The organism is Pseudoalteromonas sp. FUC4 (assembly GCF_008370255.1).
Taxonomy (GTDB): domain Bacteria; phylum Pseudomonadota; class Gammaproteobacteria; order Enterobacterales; family Alteromonadaceae; genus Pseudoalteromonas.
In genome coordinates, this window is sequence record NZ_SEUI01000003.1 from 96,492 (window position 1) to 118,350 (window position 21,859).

At 38.0% G+C, this 21,859-nt stretch carries 20 protein-coding genes and 1 pseudogene; 20 read left to right on the forward strand and 1 reads right to left on the reverse strand.

The genetic code is table 11. The annotated features are described in order from the left end of the window. Positions 1-406: 406 nt before the first annotated feature. From arsH to EU510_RS09905, 4 genes and pseudogenes are all read left to right on the forward strand, one after another. On the forward strand, positions 407-1,123 hold the full coding sequence (gene arsH, locus EU510_RS09890) for an arsenical resistance protein ArsH (protein ID WP_149593366.1): 717 nt from the start codon (positions 407-409) through the stop codon (positions 1,121-1,123). 9 nt (positions 1,124-1,132) lie between these two features. Continuing rightward, positions 1,133-2,148 (forward strand): annotated as a pseudogene (gene arsB, locus EU510_RS09895) (ACR3 family arsenite efflux transporter). A gap of 15 nt (positions 2,149-2,163) precedes the next feature. Further along, complete coding sequence (locus EU510_RS09900) at positions 2,164-2,568, forward strand: arsenate reductase family protein (protein WP_149593367.1); 405 nt, start codon at positions 2,164-2,166, stop codon at positions 2,566-2,568. A 163-nt stretch (positions 2,569-2,731) separates the two neighbouring features. After that, entirely contained in the window at positions 2,732-4,408 is a 1,677-nt protein-coding gene (locus tag EU510_RS09905) for an EAL domain-containing protein (RefSeq protein ID WP_149593368.1), read from the forward strand. On the opposite strand, the gene EU510_RS09910 is transcribed toward EU510_RS09905, so the two are convergent. Then, positions 4,405-5,313 (reverse strand): 1-aminocyclopropane-1-carboxylate deaminase/D-cysteine desulfhydrase, encoded by a 909-nt coding sequence (locus EU510_RS09910; protein ID WP_149593369.1) that lies wholly within the window; start codon positions 5,311-5,313, stop codon positions 4,405-4,407. The genes EU510_RS09905 and EU510_RS09910 overlap by 4 nt on opposite strands. A 77-nt stretch (positions 5,314-5,390) precedes the next feature. Between EU510_RS09910 and EU510_RS09915 the strand changes: the two genes are divergently transcribed. The 16 genes from EU510_RS09915 to EU510_RS09990 are packed head-to-tail and all read left to right on the forward strand — an operon-like array spanning position 5,391 to position 21,804. Next, positions 5,391-6,314: an MSHA biogenesis protein MshI gene (locus EU510_RS09915; protein ID WP_149593370.1), complete on the forward strand. Its 924-nt coding sequence runs from the start codon at positions 5,391-5,393 to the stop codon at positions 6,312-6,314. Further along, positions 6,311-6,910 (forward strand): PilN domain-containing protein, encoded by a 600-nt coding sequence (locus tag EU510_RS09920; RefSeq protein ID WP_262501217.1) that lies wholly within the window; start codon positions 6,311-6,313, stop codon positions 6,908-6,910. The genes EU510_RS09915 and EU510_RS09920 overlap by 4 nt, the downstream gene beginning before the upstream one ends. Continuing rightward, on the forward strand, positions 6,907-7,581 hold the full coding sequence (locus EU510_RS09925) for an agglutinin biogenesis protein MshJ (protein WP_149593371.1): 675 nt from the start codon (positions 6,907-6,909) through the stop codon (positions 7,579-7,581). Before EU510_RS09920 ends, EU510_RS09925 begins: the two co-directional genes overlap by 4 nt. Beyond that, positions 7,559-7,885 (forward strand): DUF2867 domain-containing protein, encoded by a 327-nt coding sequence (locus EU510_RS09930; RefSeq protein WP_149593372.1) that lies wholly within the window; start codon positions 7,559-7,561, stop codon positions 7,883-7,885. The genes EU510_RS09925 and EU510_RS09930 overlap by 23 nt, the downstream gene beginning before the upstream one ends. Further along, a complete protein-coding gene (gene mshL / locus EU510_RS09935; RefSeq protein WP_149593373.1) occupies positions 7,869-9,527 on the forward strand; it encodes a pilus (MSHA type) biogenesis protein MshL in 1,659 nt (552 codons plus the stop codon). Before EU510_RS09930 ends, mshL begins: the two co-directional genes overlap by 17 nt. Before the next feature lie 2 nt (positions 9,528-9,529). Continuing rightward, positions 9,530-10,432: an ExeA family protein gene (locus tag EU510_RS09940; RefSeq protein ID WP_149593374.1), complete on the forward strand. Its 903-nt coding sequence runs from the start codon at positions 9,530-9,532 to the stop codon at positions 10,430-10,432. Then, positions 10,429-11,604 (forward strand): tetratricopeptide repeat protein, encoded by a 1,176-nt coding sequence (locus tag EU510_RS09945; RefSeq protein WP_149593375.1) that lies wholly within the window; start codon positions 10,429-10,431, stop codon positions 11,602-11,604. Before EU510_RS09940 ends, EU510_RS09945 begins: the two co-directional genes overlap by 4 nt. Further along, positions 11,601-13,328, forward strand: coding sequence for a GspE/PulE family protein (locus EU510_RS09950; protein ID WP_149593376.1), 1,728 nt, complete (start codon positions 11,601-11,603; stop codon positions 13,326-13,328). The genes EU510_RS09945 and EU510_RS09950 overlap by 4 nt, the downstream gene beginning before the upstream one ends. Further along, positions 13,315-14,535: a type II secretion system F family protein gene (locus EU510_RS09955; RefSeq protein WP_149593377.1), complete on the forward strand. Its 1,221-nt coding sequence runs from the start codon at positions 13,315-13,317 to the stop codon at positions 14,533-14,535. Before EU510_RS09950 ends, EU510_RS09955 begins: the two co-directional genes overlap by 14 nt. 4 nt (positions 14,536-14,539) lie before the next feature. Next, positions 14,540-15,124 carry a Tfp pilus assembly protein FimT/FimU gene (locus tag EU510_RS09960; RefSeq protein WP_149593378.1) on the forward strand — a complete coding sequence of 195 codons (585 nt, stop codon included), beginning with the start codon at positions 14,540-14,542 and terminating at the stop codon, positions 15,122-15,124. Between the two features lie 21 nt (positions 15,125-15,145). Beyond that, positions 15,146-15,718 carry a prepilin-type N-terminal cleavage/methylation domain-containing protein gene (locus tag EU510_RS09965; RefSeq protein ID WP_149593379.1) on the forward strand — a complete coding sequence of 191 codons (573 nt, stop codon included), beginning with the start codon at positions 15,146-15,148 and terminating at the stop codon, positions 15,716-15,718. An 8-nt stretch (positions 15,719-15,726) separates the two neighbouring features. Then, complete coding sequence (locus EU510_RS09970; RefSeq protein ID WP_149593380.1) at positions 15,727-16,218, forward strand: type II secretion system protein; 492 nt, start codon at positions 15,727-15,729, stop codon at positions 16,216-16,218. After that, positions 16,205-16,744, forward strand: a complete 540-nt coding sequence (locus tag EU510_RS09975; RefSeq protein WP_149593381.1) for a prepilin-type N-terminal cleavage/methylation domain-containing protein — start codon at positions 16,205-16,207, stop codon at positions 16,742-16,744. The genes EU510_RS09970 and EU510_RS09975 overlap by 14 nt, the downstream gene beginning before the upstream one ends. Continuing rightward, the gene (locus tag EU510_RS09980) at positions 16,744-17,586 is read left to right on the forward strand and encodes a type II secretion system protein (RefSeq protein WP_149593382.1); all 843 of its coding nucleotides are present in this window, start codon (positions 16,744-16,746) and stop codon (positions 17,584-17,586) included. The genes EU510_RS09975 and EU510_RS09980 overlap by 1 nt, the downstream gene beginning before the upstream one ends. Then, complete coding sequence (locus EU510_RS09985) at positions 17,576-18,067, forward strand: agglutinin biogenesis protein MshP (RefSeq protein WP_149593383.1); 492 nt, start codon at positions 17,576-17,578, stop codon at positions 18,065-18,067. The genes EU510_RS09980 and EU510_RS09985 overlap by 11 nt, the downstream gene beginning before the upstream one ends. Continuing rightward, positions 18,064-21,804, forward strand: coding sequence for an H-type lectin domain-containing protein (locus EU510_RS09990; RefSeq protein ID WP_149593384.1), 3,741 nt, complete (start codon positions 18,064-18,066; stop codon positions 21,802-21,804). Before EU510_RS09985 ends, EU510_RS09990 begins: the two co-directional genes overlap by 4 nt. Positions 21,805-21,859: the final 55 nt, after the last annotated feature.

Sequence of the window (21,859 nt, forward strand, 5' to 3'; positions counted from 1 at the left end):
GATATAAAGTTATTAGTGTTAAGCTAAATGCTTTTAAAGAAGTAACTTACAAACCCAGCGTAATTGCTGGGTTTTTTGTGCGCACTAAAACGTGAATGAAATAGTAGAAATAGTAGAAATAGTAATTTTTATTTTTTAATTTATCTATTGGCATGAATACCCATGTTGCAAAGCTTATTAAGTGTAAAATCTACGTGAAACTATAGTCCTCTGCTTGAGTAAATAGTTGAGCTATTAAAATTAGTTATATCAAATATCTACCATAATCCTCCCATTGTCTTGAGCTAATTTTAAATAACTTAAAAGTAAATTTTATAAAAAAGAGTTTGACTCATAGGTCTTTACGTGTGAAATTTCATATATGCGTTATTTCATATGTTTGTTTTTACCAAAAGTTGAGTTATCAATGTCAGAAGTTAATGGGTTACCAAATACAAATAAAGCACACAGTGTTGTTCCACTCACATCAAATTTTAACGTTAGTTTTTCTGAGCATAAACCTAAAATTTTATTGTTATATGGCTCATTAAGATCGCGTTCTTATAGCAAGTTAGTTATAGAGGAGAGCGCTCGTTTATTAACGTATTTTGGTGCTGAGGTTAAAATTTTTAACCCTGAAGGTTTACCTCAAACCGATAGTGAAGATGAGTCGCACCCTAAAGTACAAGAGTTGCGAGATTTGATGCTCTGGTCAGAAGGGCAGGTGTGGTGCTCGCCAGAACGACATGGCTCAATGACGAGTATATTCAAAAACCAAATAGATTGGATCCCTCTTAATTTAGGTGGTGTAAGGCCAACGCAAGGTAAAACATTAGCTGTGTTACAAGTTTGTGGCGGCTCGCAATCATTCAATGTGGTGAACCAACTACGAGTATTAGGGCGTTGGATGCGTATGGTCACAATACCTAATCAGTCGTCAGTGCCACAAGCCCATTTAGAATTTGAGGAAAATGGACGTATGAAACCTTCCGCGCTCTATAATCGGATTGTTGATGTTATGGAGGAGCTAATGAAGTTTACTTTATTATTACGAGATCAAAAAGATTACTTTATAGATCGCTATTCTGAACGTGTGGAATCTGCAGAAGAGCTTAGCCAACGCGTTAATCAGCGTTCTATTTAGAGGAATGTAATGGGATTATTTGAACGATATTTATCAGTTTGGGCTGCGTTGGCGATTACTGTAGGGGTTGTTGCTGGCTCAATAGTGCCGGAGCTTTTTAACGTTATAGCAGGTTTAGAATACGCTCACGTTAACTTAGTTATTGCTGTACTTATTTGGTTAATGATTTACCCAATGATGGTACAAATAGATTTTTCGTCAATTAAAGACGTGGGTAAAAAACCAAAAGGATTATTACTAACCGTTGTACTTAATTGGCTTATTAAACCATTTACAATGGCGTTTTTAGGTTGGCTATTTTTTAAGGGTATATTTGCAGACTGGGTCGACCCAAAAACTGCAACTGAGTATATTGCAGGCATGATTTTACTGGGCGTTGCGCCATGTACTGCAATGGTATTTATATGGAGCCAACTGACTAAAGGCGATGCTAACTATACGCTAGTGCAGGTATCTATTAACGATATTATTATGATATTTGCATTTGCACCTATAGCGGGTTTATTGCTGGGTGTAACCGATATAACAGTACCATGGGATACGTTATTTTTATCTGTGGTGTTATATGTACTTATACCGTTAATTTTAGGTGCGATTACGCGTAAAAAGCTAGATAAAGTCAGTGATCATTCTAAACTCAATCGCTTTTTAAGCATTATGAAACCCTATTCTATTGTGGGCTTATTAGCAACTGTCGCTTTATTATTTGGTTTTCAGTCACAAACAATTTTAGCTAATCCCGAAGCGATTATACTTATAGCTATTCCGCTGCTCATTCAGACTTACGGTATTTTTGCTATTGCTTATTTTGCCGCAAAAAAAATGAAGTTAGAGCACAATATCGCTGCGCCGGCATGCATGATTGCAACATCTAACTTTTTGAGTTAGCGGTTGCCGTTGCTATATCATTGTTTGGATTACATTCAGGAGCTGCTCTTGCAACTGTTGTAGGTGTGTTAGTTGAAGTACCTGTAATGCTTAGCTTAGTGTGGTTTGCAAATAGAACGCGTCATTGGTTTAAATAAAGGGAGAAATTAGCTGTGATTGTTATACATCATAACCCAGATTGTGGAACTTCTCGTAATGTATTAAACATTATTAAAGCCTCAGGCTATGAGCCTGTCGTAATAGAATATCTCAAAGAAGGTTGGACAAAACCTCAGTTATTAGGACTGTTTTCAGCTGCAAACCTTACCGTTAAGGCGGCACTTCGAGTAACAAAGTCTCCAGCTAAAGAACTAGGTTTATTAGAGGAGAGTGTAACGGATGATACTATTTTAGAGGCTATGCTTGAGCATCCGATATTAGTTAATAGACCGATTGTTTGTACTATAAAAGGTATAAAGCTTTGTCGGCCTAGCGAAACCGTTCTGGACTTATTAGAAAGGCACCCAGTAGGCGAGTTTTACAAAGAGGATGGTCAGGCGCTCTCCAATTTGAGTTGATCTATTTAGATAATATAAGGAGTTGTTATTACTTTGTAAGTTCTCGTTTATTTTGGACTTTTTTGTTTTGTACTATTAATAAGCGTTTAAACTTAGTTTAGAGCCTTGTGCTTCTATAGATATTGAACAACACTTTAGTCAATAATTTAACGAGTGGCAGGCTATGCAAAAGATTAAACTCTGGCTTTTAAAGCACTTCAAAGGCATCTCTTTTGTTTTATTTTTGATGATGCTTATTAGTTTTAATTTCATTTTGAATGATGCATTACATCAAAAAGTACATGTTTCTGGGCAGCAGTTTGTTAAACAGGTTTTTGAATTAAATTTATCTCCTTCTATAAATAATGATGTGCTGATCGCATTAGCTAAAAGTGAAGGTTTTATGTTGGAAGTGCAAAGATATACAGAGGACTTTAGACCGTTAATAAGTTTAGAACGTGAAGTTTTTACTTATAAAACACTAAGTTTGAACCTCTATCATTATCCAGCCTGGGTAACACAAAGTTACTTATTTTTACTATTAAACTTGATCATATTAGGTGCTGTTAACTGGTCATATCGCTGGTGGAGGTTACTAACAGTAAACCATAAAGTAGCACTTAAAAATCAAGTTATACAACCCACTAAAACAACTCAAAAAAAACAGAAAAAAACTCAGCTAATTAAACAAGTGAAAAGCTGCGAGCTAAGCTCTTTATATGGGGCTAATGCAGTATCACATAGTTTATTTTTACTTATTGAGTGTGATTGTAACGTTGATAAAAAAGCCAGTTTTAAAGTATTAATTACTAAAAAATTGACCGAACTTAAAGGTGCGTCAGTAAAAGAACTAAATTCTAGTTACTTAGCTGTCACCTTACCAAATATCCCTATTAATGAATTAGATAGCTATATAGAAAAACTCCATAAAAATTTGTTTTTAATATGTCAAAATCATCAAAAAAATATTACCCATAAAGATATTAAAATAGGTGCGTGTGATTATCAAATAGGCGCTGACCAAGTTACAGTTTATCAGTTAGCAAAATCAGCACTCGTGTTATCGCAAAGCAATTTATTACAGCACTGTCATCGCTTAGCGTTAAATCATTGCCAAGAAAAACTACTCCCTAGTAAGCAAGCTATCGAAAAAATTAAAAAAAATAAGTTTATATTATTCTTTCAACCTTTATTCGAACTCTCTAGTGGAGATATTTTACAGCATGAGGCTCTTATTAGGGTTAGGCATAGCCAACTTGGTTTACTGGCTGCTCGTTATTTTATTAAGCAAGTTTATAGTAATCAAGACGCTTTAATATTAGATAAAGCTGTAATAACACAAGTTAAAAAGCTTATACTGAGTGAGCCTTCAGCTTTGACCGTTAGTATAAATCTACATCCTAAAAATTGGTTTAATAATGCATTTTGGGAATGGGTAACTAATCAAATGGCAGAGCTTAAATTAAATGCTAAATTACAATTTGAAATAAGTGAAATAGAATTTTTTACTCATAGAAAGTTGCTAACTAATGCGCTTAATGTAATCAAAAAAGTCCATTCACACATTATAATTGATAATATTAAAAGTAGTGAAAAAGTAGCCATGTTAGTTGGTTACAGCCAAGTGTGTGGGCTTAAATTATCATACGAACTTGTTCATTTATTAAATGAAAACACTCAAAATCAAAAGAAAATAAAAAAAATAGTAGAAGCGGCGAATCTTTTAAATCTACCCGTGTATGCGGTTGGTGTAGAGACTCAAAAAGAGCTATTTACCCTTGATAAATTGGGAGTGGCAGGGGCTCAAGGCTTTTACTTTTCAGAACCCCTTCAAGAGTTTACGCAAGCGGTATTTAATTAAATTAACCCTCTGTATTTAAGACCATTTAGCCCCTGAAGCCCGCCAGTATGAATAGCTATAATTTGACTCCCGGATAGGAAATAATCTTGTTCAATAAGCTGCCATAATGCATACATCATTTTTCCACTATAAATAGGCTCAAGCGGTAAATTATAAGTGCGGCCCATATCTTGGCAAAACTGCCATAACTCAGGTGAAAACTTACCATAGCCACCACCATGAAACTCTGTAAGTAACTGCCAGTTGTTTTGGCTTTTGGCTTTGCTACTTAGTTTTTTAATTTCTTCATTTAAATAATCAGCTTGTTTTAATACAGCAATGCCTATTATTTGAGTTGTTGATGAGCTACCTTCGATCAATCCAGCAAGCGTGCCACCACTGCCTGTGGGGCAAACTAAGTAGTTATGCTCAGGTAGGCTTTGTACTAACTCTTTACACCCTAATAAGGCGTGCTCATTTGTACCACCTTCAGGAATTATATAAGCATTGGGGAAGCGCTCTTGTAAAGCATTAAGGTAATCGGTGTCGTGGCGTTTTCGATATTCTATACGGTTAACAACATGTAGGTGCATACCACAATGTTTTGCAAACTGAATTGTCGGATTGTTGTTATCAAGTTTTGGCCCGCGAATAATTGCATGTGTTTTAATGCCAAATTCTTTTCCTGCTGCTGCGCAGGCGTGAATATGGTTTGAGAACGCGCCACCAAAAGTAAGTAGTTCTGTTTTATTTATCTTTTGCATATGCGCTAAATTATATTTTAATTTACGCCATTTGTTACCACTTATTAGCGGATGTAGTAGATCGTCACGTTTTACACCTAAATAAATATTTCTCTTTTTTAGAAACGTTGTATCTATTTGTTGAATATGGTTATTTTCGTTTATTTTGAATGATTTATGCATATTTATTAGTTTTCAACTTGGCAAAATAATTAAAATGTACGACACTTGGTTAATACATAATTAACAATAGTAGCTATATGAAAGAAAAGCTGTTTTCTTGGTTAAATCGTAGTTTAGATCCTAATACAGCTATTGGTGTTGCAACGTATGCAGATACTGTAAACGCAGTATGTTTAAAAAAACAACGCGACCAATGGATGGTGCATAGTTCACATAGTGTAAATGTATCTGAGCAAACCGATTATACCGCTGCTATTGTTGCTTGCACAAATCAAGTTTCTACTGACGTGTGTGCAGTAAATTTAGTTGTGCCACACTATTTTTATCAAATAGTGCAAATGGATAAACCAAACCTTAGTGATGAAGAAATCATCCAGTCACTCCCTTGGACTACAAAAGATTTAGTTGATATAGCACCTGAAAACATAGTTGCTGACTTTATTGATTACCCAATAACGTTACCAATGCAAAGCAGCAAAATGAATGTATTTATTACTAATAAGCTTCAGCTACTTCCGTTTATAGATAGTTTTGAGCAAACCAAGCCAGTTTTGCGTGCAATGACCTCCGAAGAGATGATTTTAGTTACCTTGTTTGGCGCATATAAAGAAGCTCATATGTTGATTGTGCAACATGTTAATCTTGAGCCTCGAATCTTAATTATTCGTAATGGACAATTAGTATTAGCTAGACGATTAAACGGTTTTTTAGGTATTTCTGATATAGATCAAAATCAAGAATTAGTAGAAGCGTTAGGATTAGAAATTCAACGTTCAATGGACTTTTTTGAAAGCCAGCTCAAGCAACCGCCAATTCGAAGTATTCAGCTACAGTGCGATGATTTATCGTCATTAACTCTTAGGGCCGGTCTTGCAGAGTTTTTACAAGTAAAGGTTGTAGATTTTGCGCCCAATTTAGAATTAGCAAAGCAATTAGAACCTAACTTCTATTACGCACTTGGTGCAGCCTATCAATTAACCGATCCGGAGTCTGTGCTATGAAAACCCGGATTAATTTTTATCAAAAAACCTTACGAGTACGGCGAGATCCAGTCCCTTTGTCGGGAATGATTACACTGTGGTTAGGTGCGCTATTAATTATTGCAATCACGTGGGCTTTTTATAGTTATAAAGCCTATTCAAGTGAGCTTGATTTAGAACAAAATAGGCAATACCTCAAGCAAGGGAAAGCTCAGTTAGAAGCTGTAAAACAACAGCTAGCAGAGAAACAAAATAAAACACTATTCATTAATGAGCTAAAAGCACTCCAGCAAGAGGTTTTACACAAACAGCAAATATTTAGCTATTTAGAGCAAAGCTCAGATCAATCTGCCACCGATTACTCTCAAGTAATGCAAGATTTAGCAAAGTATCACGAACCTAGTATTTGGCTTACACATATCAAATTTGTAGGGCAAAGTGTAACTCTTCAAGGACAAACGTCTCAGTCAAAATCTTTGCCTATATGGTTTGATAATTTAAAACTGTCATCATTTTTTATCAATAAAGAATTTTCAGTTTTAGAGCTATCGACACAAGACGGTGTAAGTAAATTTAATGTGGCGACAGACCTTAGTGATAAGAGCGTTAAGCAATGAGCAAAAAAGACAAAGGTTGGCCTATTTGGGCAAAGTATCGAGCACAATTTGCATCGCTTCAAAAGCGTGAGAAGTACTCTACTGTATTTGTTGGTTTATTCATGGTGATTTACCTAGGCCTGTGGTTTGTTATTTTTCCACAGCAAGACGAAGTTGCTCATATTCGTTCTGAACAAAATATTGCGCTACAGGAGTTGCAGCAAATAAATGCTCAACTCTCTATGTTAAATCAAGCACTTAATCACGATTACACTAAAGTATTACGCGGTCAAATAGCACAGACAAGAAATAAGCTAGAGGAAATAAATAATCAGCTTAATAGTTTTAGCCAAGGCTTTGTTGCTGCTAAAAATGTACCTACTGTTTTAAAAGATTTACTCGTAGATAGTAACGATGTGAGAGTTAGTAACTTTAATGTAAAGCCTGCACAGGCTATAGATGTTGAAAAATTGGGTGAGCATGATACGCAAACACTATTTTTTGAGCATCAGATGGTGGTTACTTTAGAAGGTAGTTATTTTAGCTTACAAAAATATTTAGCAGCATTAAAAAATAACCAAGAAAAATTGTTAATACAAGAGTTCAGTTATCAGGTAATAACGTACCCACAAGCTGAGCTAACTTTACAAATTGCTACAGTGAGCGCTAATGAAAAATTCATCGCGTTATAATTTATGTTTTTTATTACTTTTGTTTACTTTCGCACCTAGTGCATTAGCGCAATTACGTGATCCTACTCAACCAAATATGTATGTAAATAACAACAAGAATATACCTCAAAACACAGAACTTAAATTGCAATCTATTATTAAAAACAGTACAGCGTTTAAGGCTATTATTTCTGGCCATATTTATCGAGTTGGTGATGCTGTAGACGATTTTCGGGTGCTAAGCATTGACTCAAAGCAGGTTGTGTTAGCAAATGACGATAAACAAATAAAATTAGAATTATATGACTATGAAATTAAAAAATAATTTATCTTACCCGTGGCTCGTTATTTTATTATTGCCTACATTTTTAACTGCGTGCCATAGCTTTAAACCAGGTAAAGAGGTTAAAACGCATATAGAGCAAGAGTTAGCAGCAAAACCAGCAGAGGCTAAAGTAATTGCGCCTCTACAAATGCCAAGTGAACTTACACAAAGCTTGTTGTCATCTATAAACAATGACCAAACAATAAGTGATGATTTATCAATCAAGCGTTTTGATGTAGCTGCAAATGACATTGAAATAGGTGCTTTTTTTGCAGGTTTAACAGACGATACGCCTTTCAGTGTGGCTGTACACCCAGAGGTAAATGGCACCATTAGTTTAAACCTTAAAAGCGTGACATTTAACGAAGTTATTGCTGTTATTAAGCGAATGTATCCACTAGATATTGTTAATGAAGGACGAATTGTGCAGGTGCTACCAGCCAAAATGCGCACAGAAACAATACCTGTAAATTATTTAATGATGCAACGACATGGCCAGTCCACCGTAAGTGTTGTTGCTGGTGGTGTTAGTCAGTTTGCGCAAAGCGGCAGTGGCTCAAATGGTTCTAGTTCAGGTAATAGCAATCAGCAAAATAGTGAATTCGGAGGTGACAGCCAAAACTTAGATTTAAATGGTTCTCGAATTCAAACTATCAATAAAAACGACTTTTGGAAAGAATTAGAAGTTGCTCTTAAGTCTTTTATTGGCGCAAATGATGGCCGCTACGTTATTGCTAGCCCACAAGCAAGTTTGGTTACAGTGAATGCACTGCCAAGTGAAATTAGTCAGTTAAAAGAATTCTTACGCCAAAGCCAAGAAAACCTCCAACGCCAAGTTATTTTAGAAGCCAAAATAATAGAAGTAACTTTAAAAGACGAGTACCAACAAGGTGTTAATTGGGAGCGTATTTCAAGTGGTTTAGAAGGCGGTATTTCGTTTGCTACAACAGCGGGTTCTACTATAAGTAATAGTATTTCTGCAGCCATTGGTGGAGCATCATCGTTAACGATTCAAAAAGGTGATTTTAACGGAGTAATTAACTTGCTCGAAACGCAAGGTGATGTGCAAATGTTATCTAACCCACGGGTTACCGCTACAAATAATCAAAAAGCAGTTATAAAAGTAGGGCAAGACGAATACTTTGTTACCAACGTATCGAGTACTACTGTTACGGGCACATCGACTACAACATCTCCAGAAATTGACTTAACGCCGTTTTTTTCAGGGATTGCATTAGATGTAACGCCGCAGATTGATAAGTACGGCTCAGTAATTTTACATGTTCACCCTTCGGTTACAGAGACTGAGGAGCAATTAAAAGTAATTACCTTAGACGATCAGCGCTTCGAATTACCGCTAGCGCAAAGCAACATTCGAGAGTCAGATACCGTTATTCGCGCTCAAAGTGGCGAAATAGTGGTTATTGGTGGTTTGATGCAAACGTCAACTCAGGATGAAGAATCCAAAACCCCCGTACTGGGTGATATCCCCATGTTTGGCAACTTATTTAAAAGTATTCGTAAACGCCAAGAGAAAAAAGAGTTGATTATCTTAATCAAACCAACCGTTGTTATGCCCGACACATGGAAAAAACAACAAGGTGAAAGTCGTCAGCTTTTAAAAACATGGTATGAAAATTAACTATGTATTTAAGCTTTTTTAATTTAAGTGAAATGCCTTTCACGTTAACCCCTAACACGCAATTTTTTTGTGCACTTGAGCCGCACCACGAAGCGATGCAAGTGCTAACAACTGCCATTGAAATGGGGGAGGGGTTTATTAAGGTTACTGGTGAAGTTGGAACTGGTAAAACATTGCTTTGTAGAAAGTTATTAAATCAACTTGAGCCAGATTACATTGTGGCTTATTTACCTAACTCTTATTTAAGCCCAGAAGAGCTTAGATGGGCGATTGCAGTTGAGCTGGGCATGGATGTAGATAAAGCATTGGATCAACAAGCACTAGGACAGCTTATAAATCATCATTTACTCGACTTACAAGAAGACAATGAGCGCGTAGTACTTTTGATAGATGAAGCGCAATGCTTGAGCTGGGAGACTCTAGAGGCGCTTAGGTTATTTACAAACTTAGAAACAGAAAGCGAAAAGCTGATTCAAGTAGTGCTATTTGGACAACCAGAACTTGATGAAAAACTGGCAAATAATAAAGTAAGGCAGTTACGCCAACGTATCAGTTTTTCGTATAAATTAAGGGCGATGACTGGTGCAGAGGTTGTTTATTATATTAATCATCGCTTACAAGTTGCAGGGTTTAATCGGCCTCCTTTATTTAATAATAGTATGGGGCTTAAGATTGCCAGAGCTAGCCGTGGAATTCCTAGATTAGTTAATGTTTTATGCCACAAAGCACTATTACAAGCGTACGGTGAAGGATTAAATACAATAACAAATCGCCATATTCAGCTTGCCATAAAAGATACCGAAGACTGCGCAAAATACCGGACAGGCCAATATTGGAGTTACAGCGCGTTAATGTTTAGTGTTTTAGCTATTGCTGCCATATGGGTTTGGAGGCAGTGGTTATGAGCGTTATAAATAATATGCTTAAAAATATTGAGCAACGTGAAGCTAAGCAAGTAAGTATTAAAGAAGGTGTAAGCATAAAGCCAATATATGATGTAAGAAACATTGTATTTAAAGCCGTAATTTTACTTATTATGTTAAGTGTCATTTTTTTAGCATACCTGTATTTACCTACCGCCGACAAAAAAGAGACCCAGCGTGAGCCTGTGTTACCAAAGCAAAAAATGGTCGCGGTTATAACCTCTAATTTACCTGACTCCCAAGATGAAAAAAGCCCTGCAGAACCTTTGGTTGAGCAAGAAGCTGTGAAGACGGTTATGCCAATTGAGCAGGTAATACCAAAAGTTAATTATTTAGCTGAACCTAAGTTGAGTGAAGCTACATTATTGGTTTCTCAGCCAATAGTTGAGCCGGTTGTAATTGCCGAGGTTAAACAAAGTTCTGCATTAGCTAATAAAGAGTTAACCGCTAACGAAGTTACTGTGAGTAAGCCAAAAATTACGGCAGAGACTAAAGCGAAGCCAGTGACTAAAGCTAAGCCAGTGACTAAAGCTAAGCCCCAAAATACTATGATTAAAAGTGTGGCAGAAGCTAAGTCGCCACAGGCTTTATTGCTTGAGCAGTTAGCTGCAGCTAAGCAAGCAATACAGTTTGGCTTATACAACGAAGCTATAAGTGATTTAAACGTGATTTTAGCGCAATCGCCTTTACATGTTGAGGCTCGAAATTTACTGGCCGCAACTTACTTTAAACAACAAGATATAAATTCGGCAGAGCAGGTTTTACAAGCGGGTATTCGCCAAAGTCCTAACGTACTTGAATGGCGTGTAATGCTAAGCAAAATACTTATTATGCAACAACAGTATGAAGGGGTATTGCTGCTTTTAAGTGATGAATTTGAGCCTCAAGCGAATCTTGATTTTTGGGTGCTGCAAGGTACTGCCGCGCAAAGTGCAAGTAAGCACCATAAAGCACTTGAAAGTTTTAAACATCTTACAAAGCTTCAGCCTAGTCAAGCCAAGTGGTGGCTTGCACTTGCAACCTCAAAAGATGCACTGGGAGAATATTTGGATGCTAAACAGCTTTACAAAGTAGCCCTAGATTTAGGTGGATTAAATACAGCTATGACTCAGCATGCATTACAGCGTTTAGTTGCGCTAAAGGAGGCCGTATGAGACCTAGTTTAAAAATGCGCTTAGGCGATTTACTTGTTCATGAACACATGATCACCGAAGCGCAACTAAGTGAAGCATTAAATGTTCAAGCAGCGACGGGTCGTAAATTAGGTTCGACACTTATTACCCTTGAGTTTATTAGTGAGCCACAACTATTACGCTTTTTAGCGCAGCAATTACAGGTACCTTTTTTAGATATATCACAGCGAAAAATATCACACGATGTATCTAAGCTTTTATCTGAAGTATATGCGCGTCGTTACAGAGCATTAGTAATTGAAGACAATGGTGACTCTGTTTTGCTCGGGATGAGCGATCCTGCTGATTTAAGGAGCCTTGATCAACTTGCGACTATGCTCGCTCCTAAACGAATTGATTTAGCCGTTGTTCAAGAAAGCCAAGTCATGGCTGCGTTTGACAACGTATATCGCCGCACAGATGAAATTACCAACTTTGCGGCACAGCTTCAGGAAGAATATCAAGACGTAGAAGAATTTGATTTAAATTCTTTAGGTGATGAGACATCAGATGCAACTGTTGTAAAGTTACTGCAATCAATCTTTGAGGATGCTGTGCAAGTTCGCGCATCCGATATTCACATAGAGCCAGATGAAGGCTTATTACGTATTCGCCAGCGTGTAGATGGCATATTACAAGAGCACACTCTTAACCAAGTAAAAATAGCATCGGCATTGGTGCTTCGTTTAAAGCTTATGTCGGGATTAGATATATCTGAAAAACGTCTTCCTCAAGATGGCCGGTTTAATATAAAAGTGCGCAGTCATAGTATTGATGTTCGCTTATCTACCATGCCGGTCCAGCATGGTGAATCAGTTGTAATGCGCCTGCTTGATCAATCCGCAGGATTACTATCGTTAGATGAAACGGGTATGCCTGCACACATATTAAAACGTGTGCGCAGCATTATAAAACGTCCACATGGCATGGTTTTAGTTACCGGGCCAACAGGTTCGGGTAAAACAACCACACTATACGGTGCACTAAGTGAACTGAATCAACAAGAAAGTAAAATTATTACAGTAGAGGATCCGGTTGAATATCGTATTGGGCGTATTAACCAAGTACAAATTAATAATAAAATAGGGCTGAGCTTTGCAAGTATTTTACGGACCGCTCTAAGGCAAGATCCTGACATTATAATGGTCGGCGAAATGCGGGACCAAGAAACGGTCGATATTGGATTAAGGGCCGCTTTAACAGGTCATCTCGTACTATCAACGTTACATACCAATGATGCAATTACCAGCGCTATGCGCTTAATAGACATGGGCGCACCTGCTTACTTAGTGGCAAGCTCCCTGCGCGCAATTATTGCCCAGCGATTAGTAAGGCGAGTATGTAATGACTGTAAAGTACCTTACCTGCCAGATCGCCAAGAAATAAGCTGGTTAAAATACTTAGGCGAAAATGTTACTGACGCTCAATTTTCTAAAGGGCAAGGTTGCACAGCATGTAATCACAGTGGTTATAAAGGACGTGTAGGTATTTTTGAGTTGCTTGAAATGGATGATGCAATGATGGATGCATTACGAGTTAACGACACACAAGGCTTTGCAAAAGCAGCTAAAAATAGCGCGAATTTTTCACCACTTTCAATAATGGCATTAAATTACGCTAAACAAGGTATCACCTCGTTAGATGAAGTATTTAAAGTGGCTGAGTATATCCCAGAAATAGTAGGGGATATTGATGCAGCTATATAGCTATAAGGCGAAAGACAGCAAGGGTGTATTGGTTAAAGGCCAATTAGAAGCAAGTAACCAAGCTGGCGTAGCTGATAGTTTAATAAAGCGTCAATTTATACCCATATCAATTTCTTTAGTTGAAACAAAAAATAATATTAAAATTTTCGATAACTTGTTTGCCGAAAAAATAACGCTAGACGACATGATTATGTTTTCTAGGCAAATGTACTCACTATTAAAAGCAGGTATCCCAATCATACGAGCAATGGTTGGGTTGGCAGATACCACGCAAAATAAAGAATTTAAAAATGTACTAATAGAAGTGACTAGGCAGCTTGAGCAAGGCCGTGACTTGTCCAGTGCTATGGCAATACATAGCGAAGTGTTTAGCCGATTAACTGTGTCAATGGTAATGGTTGGTGAAGGTTCTGGTCGATTAGAGGATGCATTTTACCAACTCGCTATTTATTTTGAAAAAGAACAGGAAACCCGAAAACGTATAAAAGCAGCAATGCGCTATCCCACTTTTGTCATTTTGGCTTTAGTAGGAGCCATGATTATTTTGAATATTTTTGTGATCCCTACCTTTGCGAGTATGTTCGAAAAATTTGATGCCGAATTGCCGTTAATGACTCAAATATTAATTGGCACTAGCAGCTTTTTTGTTAACTACTGGTGGTTATTGTTGGTGATGGGTATTGGTTCTGTCCTCGCGTGGAAACGTTATTTAAATACAGATGCTGGGCGGTTCAAGTGGGATCAATATAAATTAAAAATTCCCTTTATTGGCGATATTTTAAAACGTACGTTGCTTGCACGTTACAGTCAAAGTTTAGCTATGGTATTACGGTCTGGTGTACCTATGACCACTGGATTATCGTTAACAGCGCATGCTGTAGATAATAGCTATATGGAAAAAGCGATTATAACTATGCGCCAAGATATAGAGAAGGGCGATAGTTTACTTAGAGCGTCAAAAAGCTCTGAGCTGTTTTCTCAGCTTGTATTACAGATGGTTGCGGTGGGTGAAGAAACAGGCCGGGTTGATGAGTTACTTCAAGAGGCTGCTGATTATTATGAGCGTGAAGTTGATTACGATCTACGTAGTTTAACCGCAAAAATAGAACCTATTTTAACAGTGTTTGTTGCCATTATGGTGCTGATTTTAGCATTAGGTATTTTTATGCCGATGTGGAACATGATGTCAGCGATTAAAGGTAATTAACCAAGTGATAGCATCAAAGGCTTACTCAAAAGGTTTCTCATTATTTGAGTTAGTTATTGTTGTTATTTTATTGGCCGTAATTATGAGTTTTGCTATACCTCAATATATAGGTATTAAAAATCAAGCGCATAATGCAAGCGTGGATGCTATTGCAGGTGGTTTCTCATCGGCCGTTGACATGGTTAGGGGTCAGTGGGAATTAGAAGGGAGACCAAGCAGTAGGTCAAACAAAACATTTGTTAATTATGGAGGAGTAATCGTTGGTGTTGATGGAATGTTAGGTACACCAACAAGCGATGAAACAGAAAAAAAAGATACTCGTGCTGAAGCTATAAATGCCAATAAATGTCGCCAAGTTTTAAATGTAATTTTACAAGACGCACCCAGTAGTACCTTGAGTAGTGATATATCAAAAATAAAAAGTGTAAGTTTTTTAGTTAGGTACAATGCAGAAAGTACGCAATGCGTCTACTATTTAGCTCATACCTTTGATATTAAAAGTATACCTACCAATACGGGTGAAATATTAGGGTTAACAGGTTTTTCATACTTTGCTAAAACAGGCAAAGTAAAAATATTTAAAAATTAAGTAATTAAAAGAGGCTTACTTATGAAAACGCAATCGTTAAAAAGTTTACCAATGAATAAACAAGCAGGTTTTACACTTGTTGAATTGATCATCGTAATTGTTATTTTGGGCATTTTGGCTGTTACCGCAGCACCTCGTTTTTTAAATTTACAGGGTGACGCGAATGCTTCAACACTTGAAGGATTACAGGGCTCTATTCGCAGTGGTATGAATATTGTGAATGGGAAGGCTATAATTGCTAGCACGCAAAAGGAAAAAACAGAAACTGTTGCAGTTGATACAGGAAATGTTGCTATTGTGTATGGTTATCCAGCTGCAAAAGAGGCTGCGTTTGAAGCATTTTTGGATGTGGATTTCGATGGTACTGGAGCTGATATAGCAGACTTTAATTTTGTAGAAACGACTAATGGTACTAATGGTACTACTGATGCTGGTGCCGTACCAAAAGTTACTATTTACCCAAACAGCTATACTGCAACAGGGGACTCAGCTACAGATGACAAATGTCGTATTGAGTATACTCAAGCAACGGCGACTACTGGGCCAGTGATAGTGACGCCGCCTAAAGTTGAGCTTTTTATAGAAGGCTGTTAATTACATAAATGAAAAGCAGTAGTAAGCAACGATTGCGTGGCTTCACACTCATTGAGTTAATTATTACTCTAGTAATATTGGGAATACTGTCGGTAACGGCAGTTCCCAAATTTCTGGGCAGCTCAACAGAAGACGCCTATTCGTATCGAGATCGTACTTTAAATGCACTGAGAACAGTGCAGCTACGTGCCATGCAAAATACAGCAATGGCAAGTTGTTATACCCTTTATATAACCTCCACACTTATTGCTCCCCCCACACCCGATACATGTATCGGAGGAGCTGATGCTAATAATACCGATCATTTAGTGGTACAAATAAACACGCAAAGAAGTGACATAACATTTAACGCTTTAGATAGTAACGCGAATATATTTACCCAAATTAGCTTTGATCCTTTAGGTAAATCAAATCAAACCTGTACTTCGCAGTGTCGAATAGATGTTGGATTAGCTGGCGTATGCATCAGTGGTGAAGGGCTTATCTATGCGTGCCCTTAGTGTGAAGGGTTTTACTCTAATAGAGCTTATTATTGGCATAGTAATGTTTGCTATCGCGCTTAGTATTATTACCGCTTTAATAGCCCCACAAGCCAAAAAAAGTGCAGAGCCAATTATTGCTTTAAGGGCCTCTGAATTTGGTCAATCACTAATGAACGAAATTCAAAGTAAATCGTTTGATGAGCACAGCGATAGAAGCGCTCCTTTTAGGCGTTGCGGCGAAACAACCTTGGGTGCTGAGGCTTGTACCGCACCTGCTGACTTAGGAGTAGATAACTCAGAAACCAGAACCAGTTATAACGATGTAGATGACTATATTGCACTTTCTAATCAACCGATTACAAATAGCCTAGGTGAGGTGTTAAGCGAGTACAGTGACTTTAACTTAGTTATTACAGTCCAGTACGATAGCGACTTTAACGAATTGACCATCAACGATGGCACAACCTTTAAGCGTATTACTATAAAAGTAACATCACCCTTAGGCGAAGTTTACGGATTTAGTGCTTATAAGGGGAATTACTAATGCAAAGAGCCAAATATCAAAATGCATTTACCCTTATAGAGCTATTACTTGTTATGGTTATTATTGGTATTTTAGCCGTAAGTGCGTTTTCGTTTATTGGTGCTGGAGTCAGTATTTATTCGCAAGGGGTTGAACGCCAAGAAGCTGTAGCCCAAGCTCGTTTTTTAATAACGCGACTCAGTAAAGAGTTGCGCCATGCTACGCCAAATTCCTTAAGGCTCTCTTGCGATAATAATACTAGCGGAGCGTGTAGTGCGCAGCAGTGTTTAGAATTTACGCCGTTTTTATCGGCCACTCACTATACAAATTATTTACCAACTGTAGCGCCTTTTAATGTTAGCGCTGTTGATTTTGAACTTAATAATTTAATTGAGCCGCAAGCTGGAGATTGGGCAACGATATACCCATTAAGCAGCGCTGATATATACGATGAGAATAATAATAAACGTTTAATAATATCAGCATTTAATAGCTCCACCACTAGTGCAATTGATGAGTGGCAATTTAGCAAAGCATTTGCCCAAGAGTCGCCGAGTAAGCGCCTTTATTTACTCTCTCAACCTGTAAGCTTTTGCGTTGAAGGGCTGTATTTATATAGATATACCAATTACGGTTTTACTGTTAATCAATTAGATGCCGTGAGCTTACAAATAAGCAGTGGTGTTAAACGTGATTTATTAGGTATTTATATTGCTAACAATTTAGCGAGCGATTTGTTTTTTACTCTTGATGCGCTCTCCCTACAAAGAAACGCTGTGCTTAATGTTAATGCGCAAATGCAATTTAACGATACTGAAGTTATGAGCTTTAACCATGAGGTGCATATTCCTAATGTACCTTAAAAAAAATCCCCACGGAAAAGCTTTACCCAGTAAACAAAAAGGAAACTTAATAATTGTTTCTTTGGTAATTATTGTTGCTTTATTAGCACTAGGATTAGCATTAGTTAAAGTGCTTTCTGGTGCATCTCAACAAAATACCATTGAGTATTATGGGGCTCGCGCTTATATGGCAGCACAAAGCGGCCTTGAAAGTGGTTTAACACAACTATTTCCAATAAATAGCTCAGTTCAAAGCTGTGCATCAGTTACTACTGATTTAACTTTCCAAGCTGCATATTTAGCTAACTGTAAAGTAGTGGTAAGTTGCGATGAATATATAGACCTACCAGATAGCAGTACAACAAACGGGCTTGTGAATATATATTACTTACAAAGCAGTGCAACGTGCGCCGCAATTGATTGCCCTGCAGGGAGTAGCTGCAGAAAAGATTATTGGCAAACACAAAGAACGCTCAGTGTGGAGGCTAAAACCTTACCATGATGAAAAATGTATTAGTCATTATATTTTTTAGCTGCGTGTTACTTTGTAATTACGCAAATGCAGTGCCTCCAAAAATCGAAGGCCGTTATATAGAACTGCAAGATACATATACATCGCCTGTTTGGACAAAAGTTAATTTTCAGCAGCAATATATTACACCTCCTGCTGTCTTTATGCTCTCAACAAACCAAGGCGGAAACCCTGCAATAATAAGAATACGTAATATAACCACAACTAGCTTTGAGGCCTTACCGCTTGAACCTTCAGGAGAGGACGGCGGACATATTAGTATGGGGGCGCACTACTTAGCCGTTGAATATGGCGTGCATGAGTTTTCTGATGGAACAATTATGGAAGTTGGCAGTACAGACTTATTACTCGAATTACAGTACGGCTCTAAATCTGGCTTTGCTCCACTAACACCTAAGGGATATAAATCACTGACATTTGCTGAACCGTTCACTCAAAGGCCAAACTTTTTCCATTCATTACAAACACTCAATAGCATAGACAGCAATCCACCTTCGCAGGCGTTAATCCCGTTTTTAACCGTTGCAGTAGAAAGTGGTTCTCTATCTGCCAGCAGCGTTAATATTGCTTTAGAAGCATCTGAAACAGCACTTGGGCTAATAGAAACGGAAACTGTTGCTTATATGGCTGTAGAGCCTGGAAGTAATCGCATATTTTCTGACGATAATGGCGTTGAGGTATCGTGGGAAACTTTTTTCACTGGCTTTGAAGTTGACGGTTGGAGCAATGGCTGTAATTACTTTAGTTTTACTAATAATTTTAGTGTGGCTCCGCTAGTTGTAGCAAGTAAAAACTCACGCCAAGAAGATGATGGTGGGTGGTTACGCAGCTGTAATCTAAGGACCGACAGGCTAGGGCTTGTTGTTGACGAAGATCGTGATGGCGATAACGAGCGCCGTCACGTAAACGAGGAAGCATCAATACTCGCCATGACCAGTACCTTTGTATTTAATGGTGATATTTTAGATTGTGATACGTTATTCCCAGGTGCTATTTCTACTTATAATAACGGTGAGGTACAGTTGGTTCAGGGGGTAGAAATAACCGATGGTAATGCGCAGTTTGTTACCACCACAAACTTGATTTCTACAGCGCTGACGAGCCCTCCTTTGTGTAATGGTCAGGCGTGTGTTGCTGGTGGCTATAACTCGTTAGAGCCAAATCAAGCGGCGCAGGTGCCAACGGTTACAAACGATGGCAGCTCAACGGGGCCCGTACCTACTTCTTTAGCTGGCGACTATTATTACGATGAGTTGCAGTTAAGTATGCTGGAAACAGAGTACAGAGTAACAGCGCCTACACGTATTTTTTTAAAAGACACAACCTCACTTCTATCAACTTCATTTTTGAATATCGGTAAAACAAATATAGTAGTAGAAACTGGCGCGTACTTGGCTATTTATGTGGATGGTGCGGTTGCTATTGCAGCTGATGCCAATATTACGGGCTATATTGTTGCCACTGGTGAGGTAAGAATCGCTCAAAATGTAACGTATCAGGGATCAATTACATCGGCTACTCAAATTATTACCGAAGGGAGCTCAACGTTTGACGCTCTACCAGTACCCGAAAGTATCCCTGGTTTTTGTGGTATTTATACACCAGAAACACTGGATCATTATCGTTTAACAATAAGCGATAACAATGCTCTAACGTGTGAAGCTAAAGAGATGACACTCACAGCCTGTGCAAATGATGCCTGCGATTTATTATTTGCAGAGCCGTCTAGTTTAAATCTTTCTCCAGATAATAGTGGGCAACAAAGCTGGGTTACGGGGGAGAATATTAATTTTACAGGCTCAACAACTGTTGAGTTTGCGAAACGCACCACAGGCAGTGTTACATTTGGATATAACACTGCAGAGCCTTCCGCACCTCTTCGTTGTTATATCGGTGGTAACAATGTTGGTTTGAGTGGCTGTAAAGTTACATTTTCTGATGCAGGGTTTATTTTTAATAACGAAACCGATGGTAATACTACAATTCCTACTCAGTTATCAGCAAAGCCTTCAAATACTGGATTTAATGCAAAAGCGCTATCTATTCAGGCAGTAAAAACAAATACCACTACGGGCGTATGCGAAGCTGCATTTCCCGCTGGTGGCGATGTAAGCTTAGATTTATCGTATACATGCAGCGCGGGTGCAAGTTGCTCCGATACGGTTTCACTTAGTAACAACAATAATACCTTTGCGGTCGAGCAAGCCTCTAAATCATTCATACTTAACTTTGATAGTGAGTCTAAAGCCCCAATTGTTATAAATTATCCCGATGCAGGAAAATTGAGCTTAAATGTAAAAACCAACTTAATTTTAGATCCAATTACTAACTTATCAGTCAATTTAACGGGTAGTTCAAATGAATATGTTGTAAAGCCATTTGGATTGGCGATGGAAGTTGCAAGTGATGGTTATGCAGCAGACGCTGATGGAACTTTATTTAGATTAACGGGCGAAGCATTTGATTTAAAAATGAATGCGGTGCAATGGCAAACAGGACAAGACACTAACAACGATGGTTACCCAGACAACTACAGCAATATAACAAATAACACCATTGCCAAGCACTTTATTGCAGAGCAACCTCTTTTAGAGGCATTACTTAAAGCGCCTACGCCAGGCGTTCAAGGTACGCTTGAAGCGATGAGCACTGTTGCCTTTAGTGATACAGGCAGTTTGAGTGAATCTATATCGCAGTATAATTACGACCAAGTTGGCATAATTGATTTAACAGCAGGTCTTCAAGATGCTGATTACTTTGGTGCGGGGGATGTTAAAGGTGAATTATATAACATTGGCCGTTTTGCACCTTCACAGTTTCAAATATTAGGTGTTCAAGCTGCCGCGCAATGCATGCAATACGGCAGTAATTTAACTTACCTCGATCAACCTTTTGAACTTGGCTTTACAGTACAGGCACAAAATCAAAATGGTGAGCTAATGGCTAATTATAAAAAGGGCTTTGATAAGTCCAGTGTAGCCATTAATGCCGAAAATAATGAAGCAGCTAACTATGTACCCGCAACTAATTTTGCTAGCCGTTTAGTAAACCTAGGGAATAATAACTGGGGAGATATAAGCGACGGCCAATGGCAAATGAGTGAAATAAACACCACACTTCAAAGATTAGGTGTAGGGCAAGCAGATGGACCGTTCGCTATGGTGAGTTTAATGGCAACGCTTTCTAACATAGAAGGGGCAACACTTATTGATGCAAATGATAAACCTAATACACAAACAGCATGTTCGGGTGGCTGTAATAGTGTACGACTAAATACATTGCCAATAGAGTTTAGATTTGGACGTTTAGTACTTGGTAATAACGCAGGCTCCGATCTCGACCCTTTACTTATTCCTATGCAGGCTCAGTATTACAACGGCAGTGGATTTGTAAATAACGCAGAAGATAACTGTAGTGTATTTGATCATACCCAGATTACTCAAATATCACCTAGCAGCCCGCAATTAGCCTATGAATATGGAACAGGTGTATCTGGCCAGTTAGAGGCGGGAGTGTATCCTGCAAACAATGGTATTTATGCACAGCCAAATGGTTTGGGTGAATTTATCCTAGAATATAATACTTATGATTGGTTAAAGTGGGATTGGCAGGGGGATGAAACACAGCTTGATCCTCGTACTATTTTACAATTTGGACGCTTTAGAGGAAATGATCGGGTTATTTACTGGCGTGAAACACGCGAATAGTTGTAAACTAAGATAATAATTGAACAAAGCTTGTGTTTTGTGCTGCAAGTACATA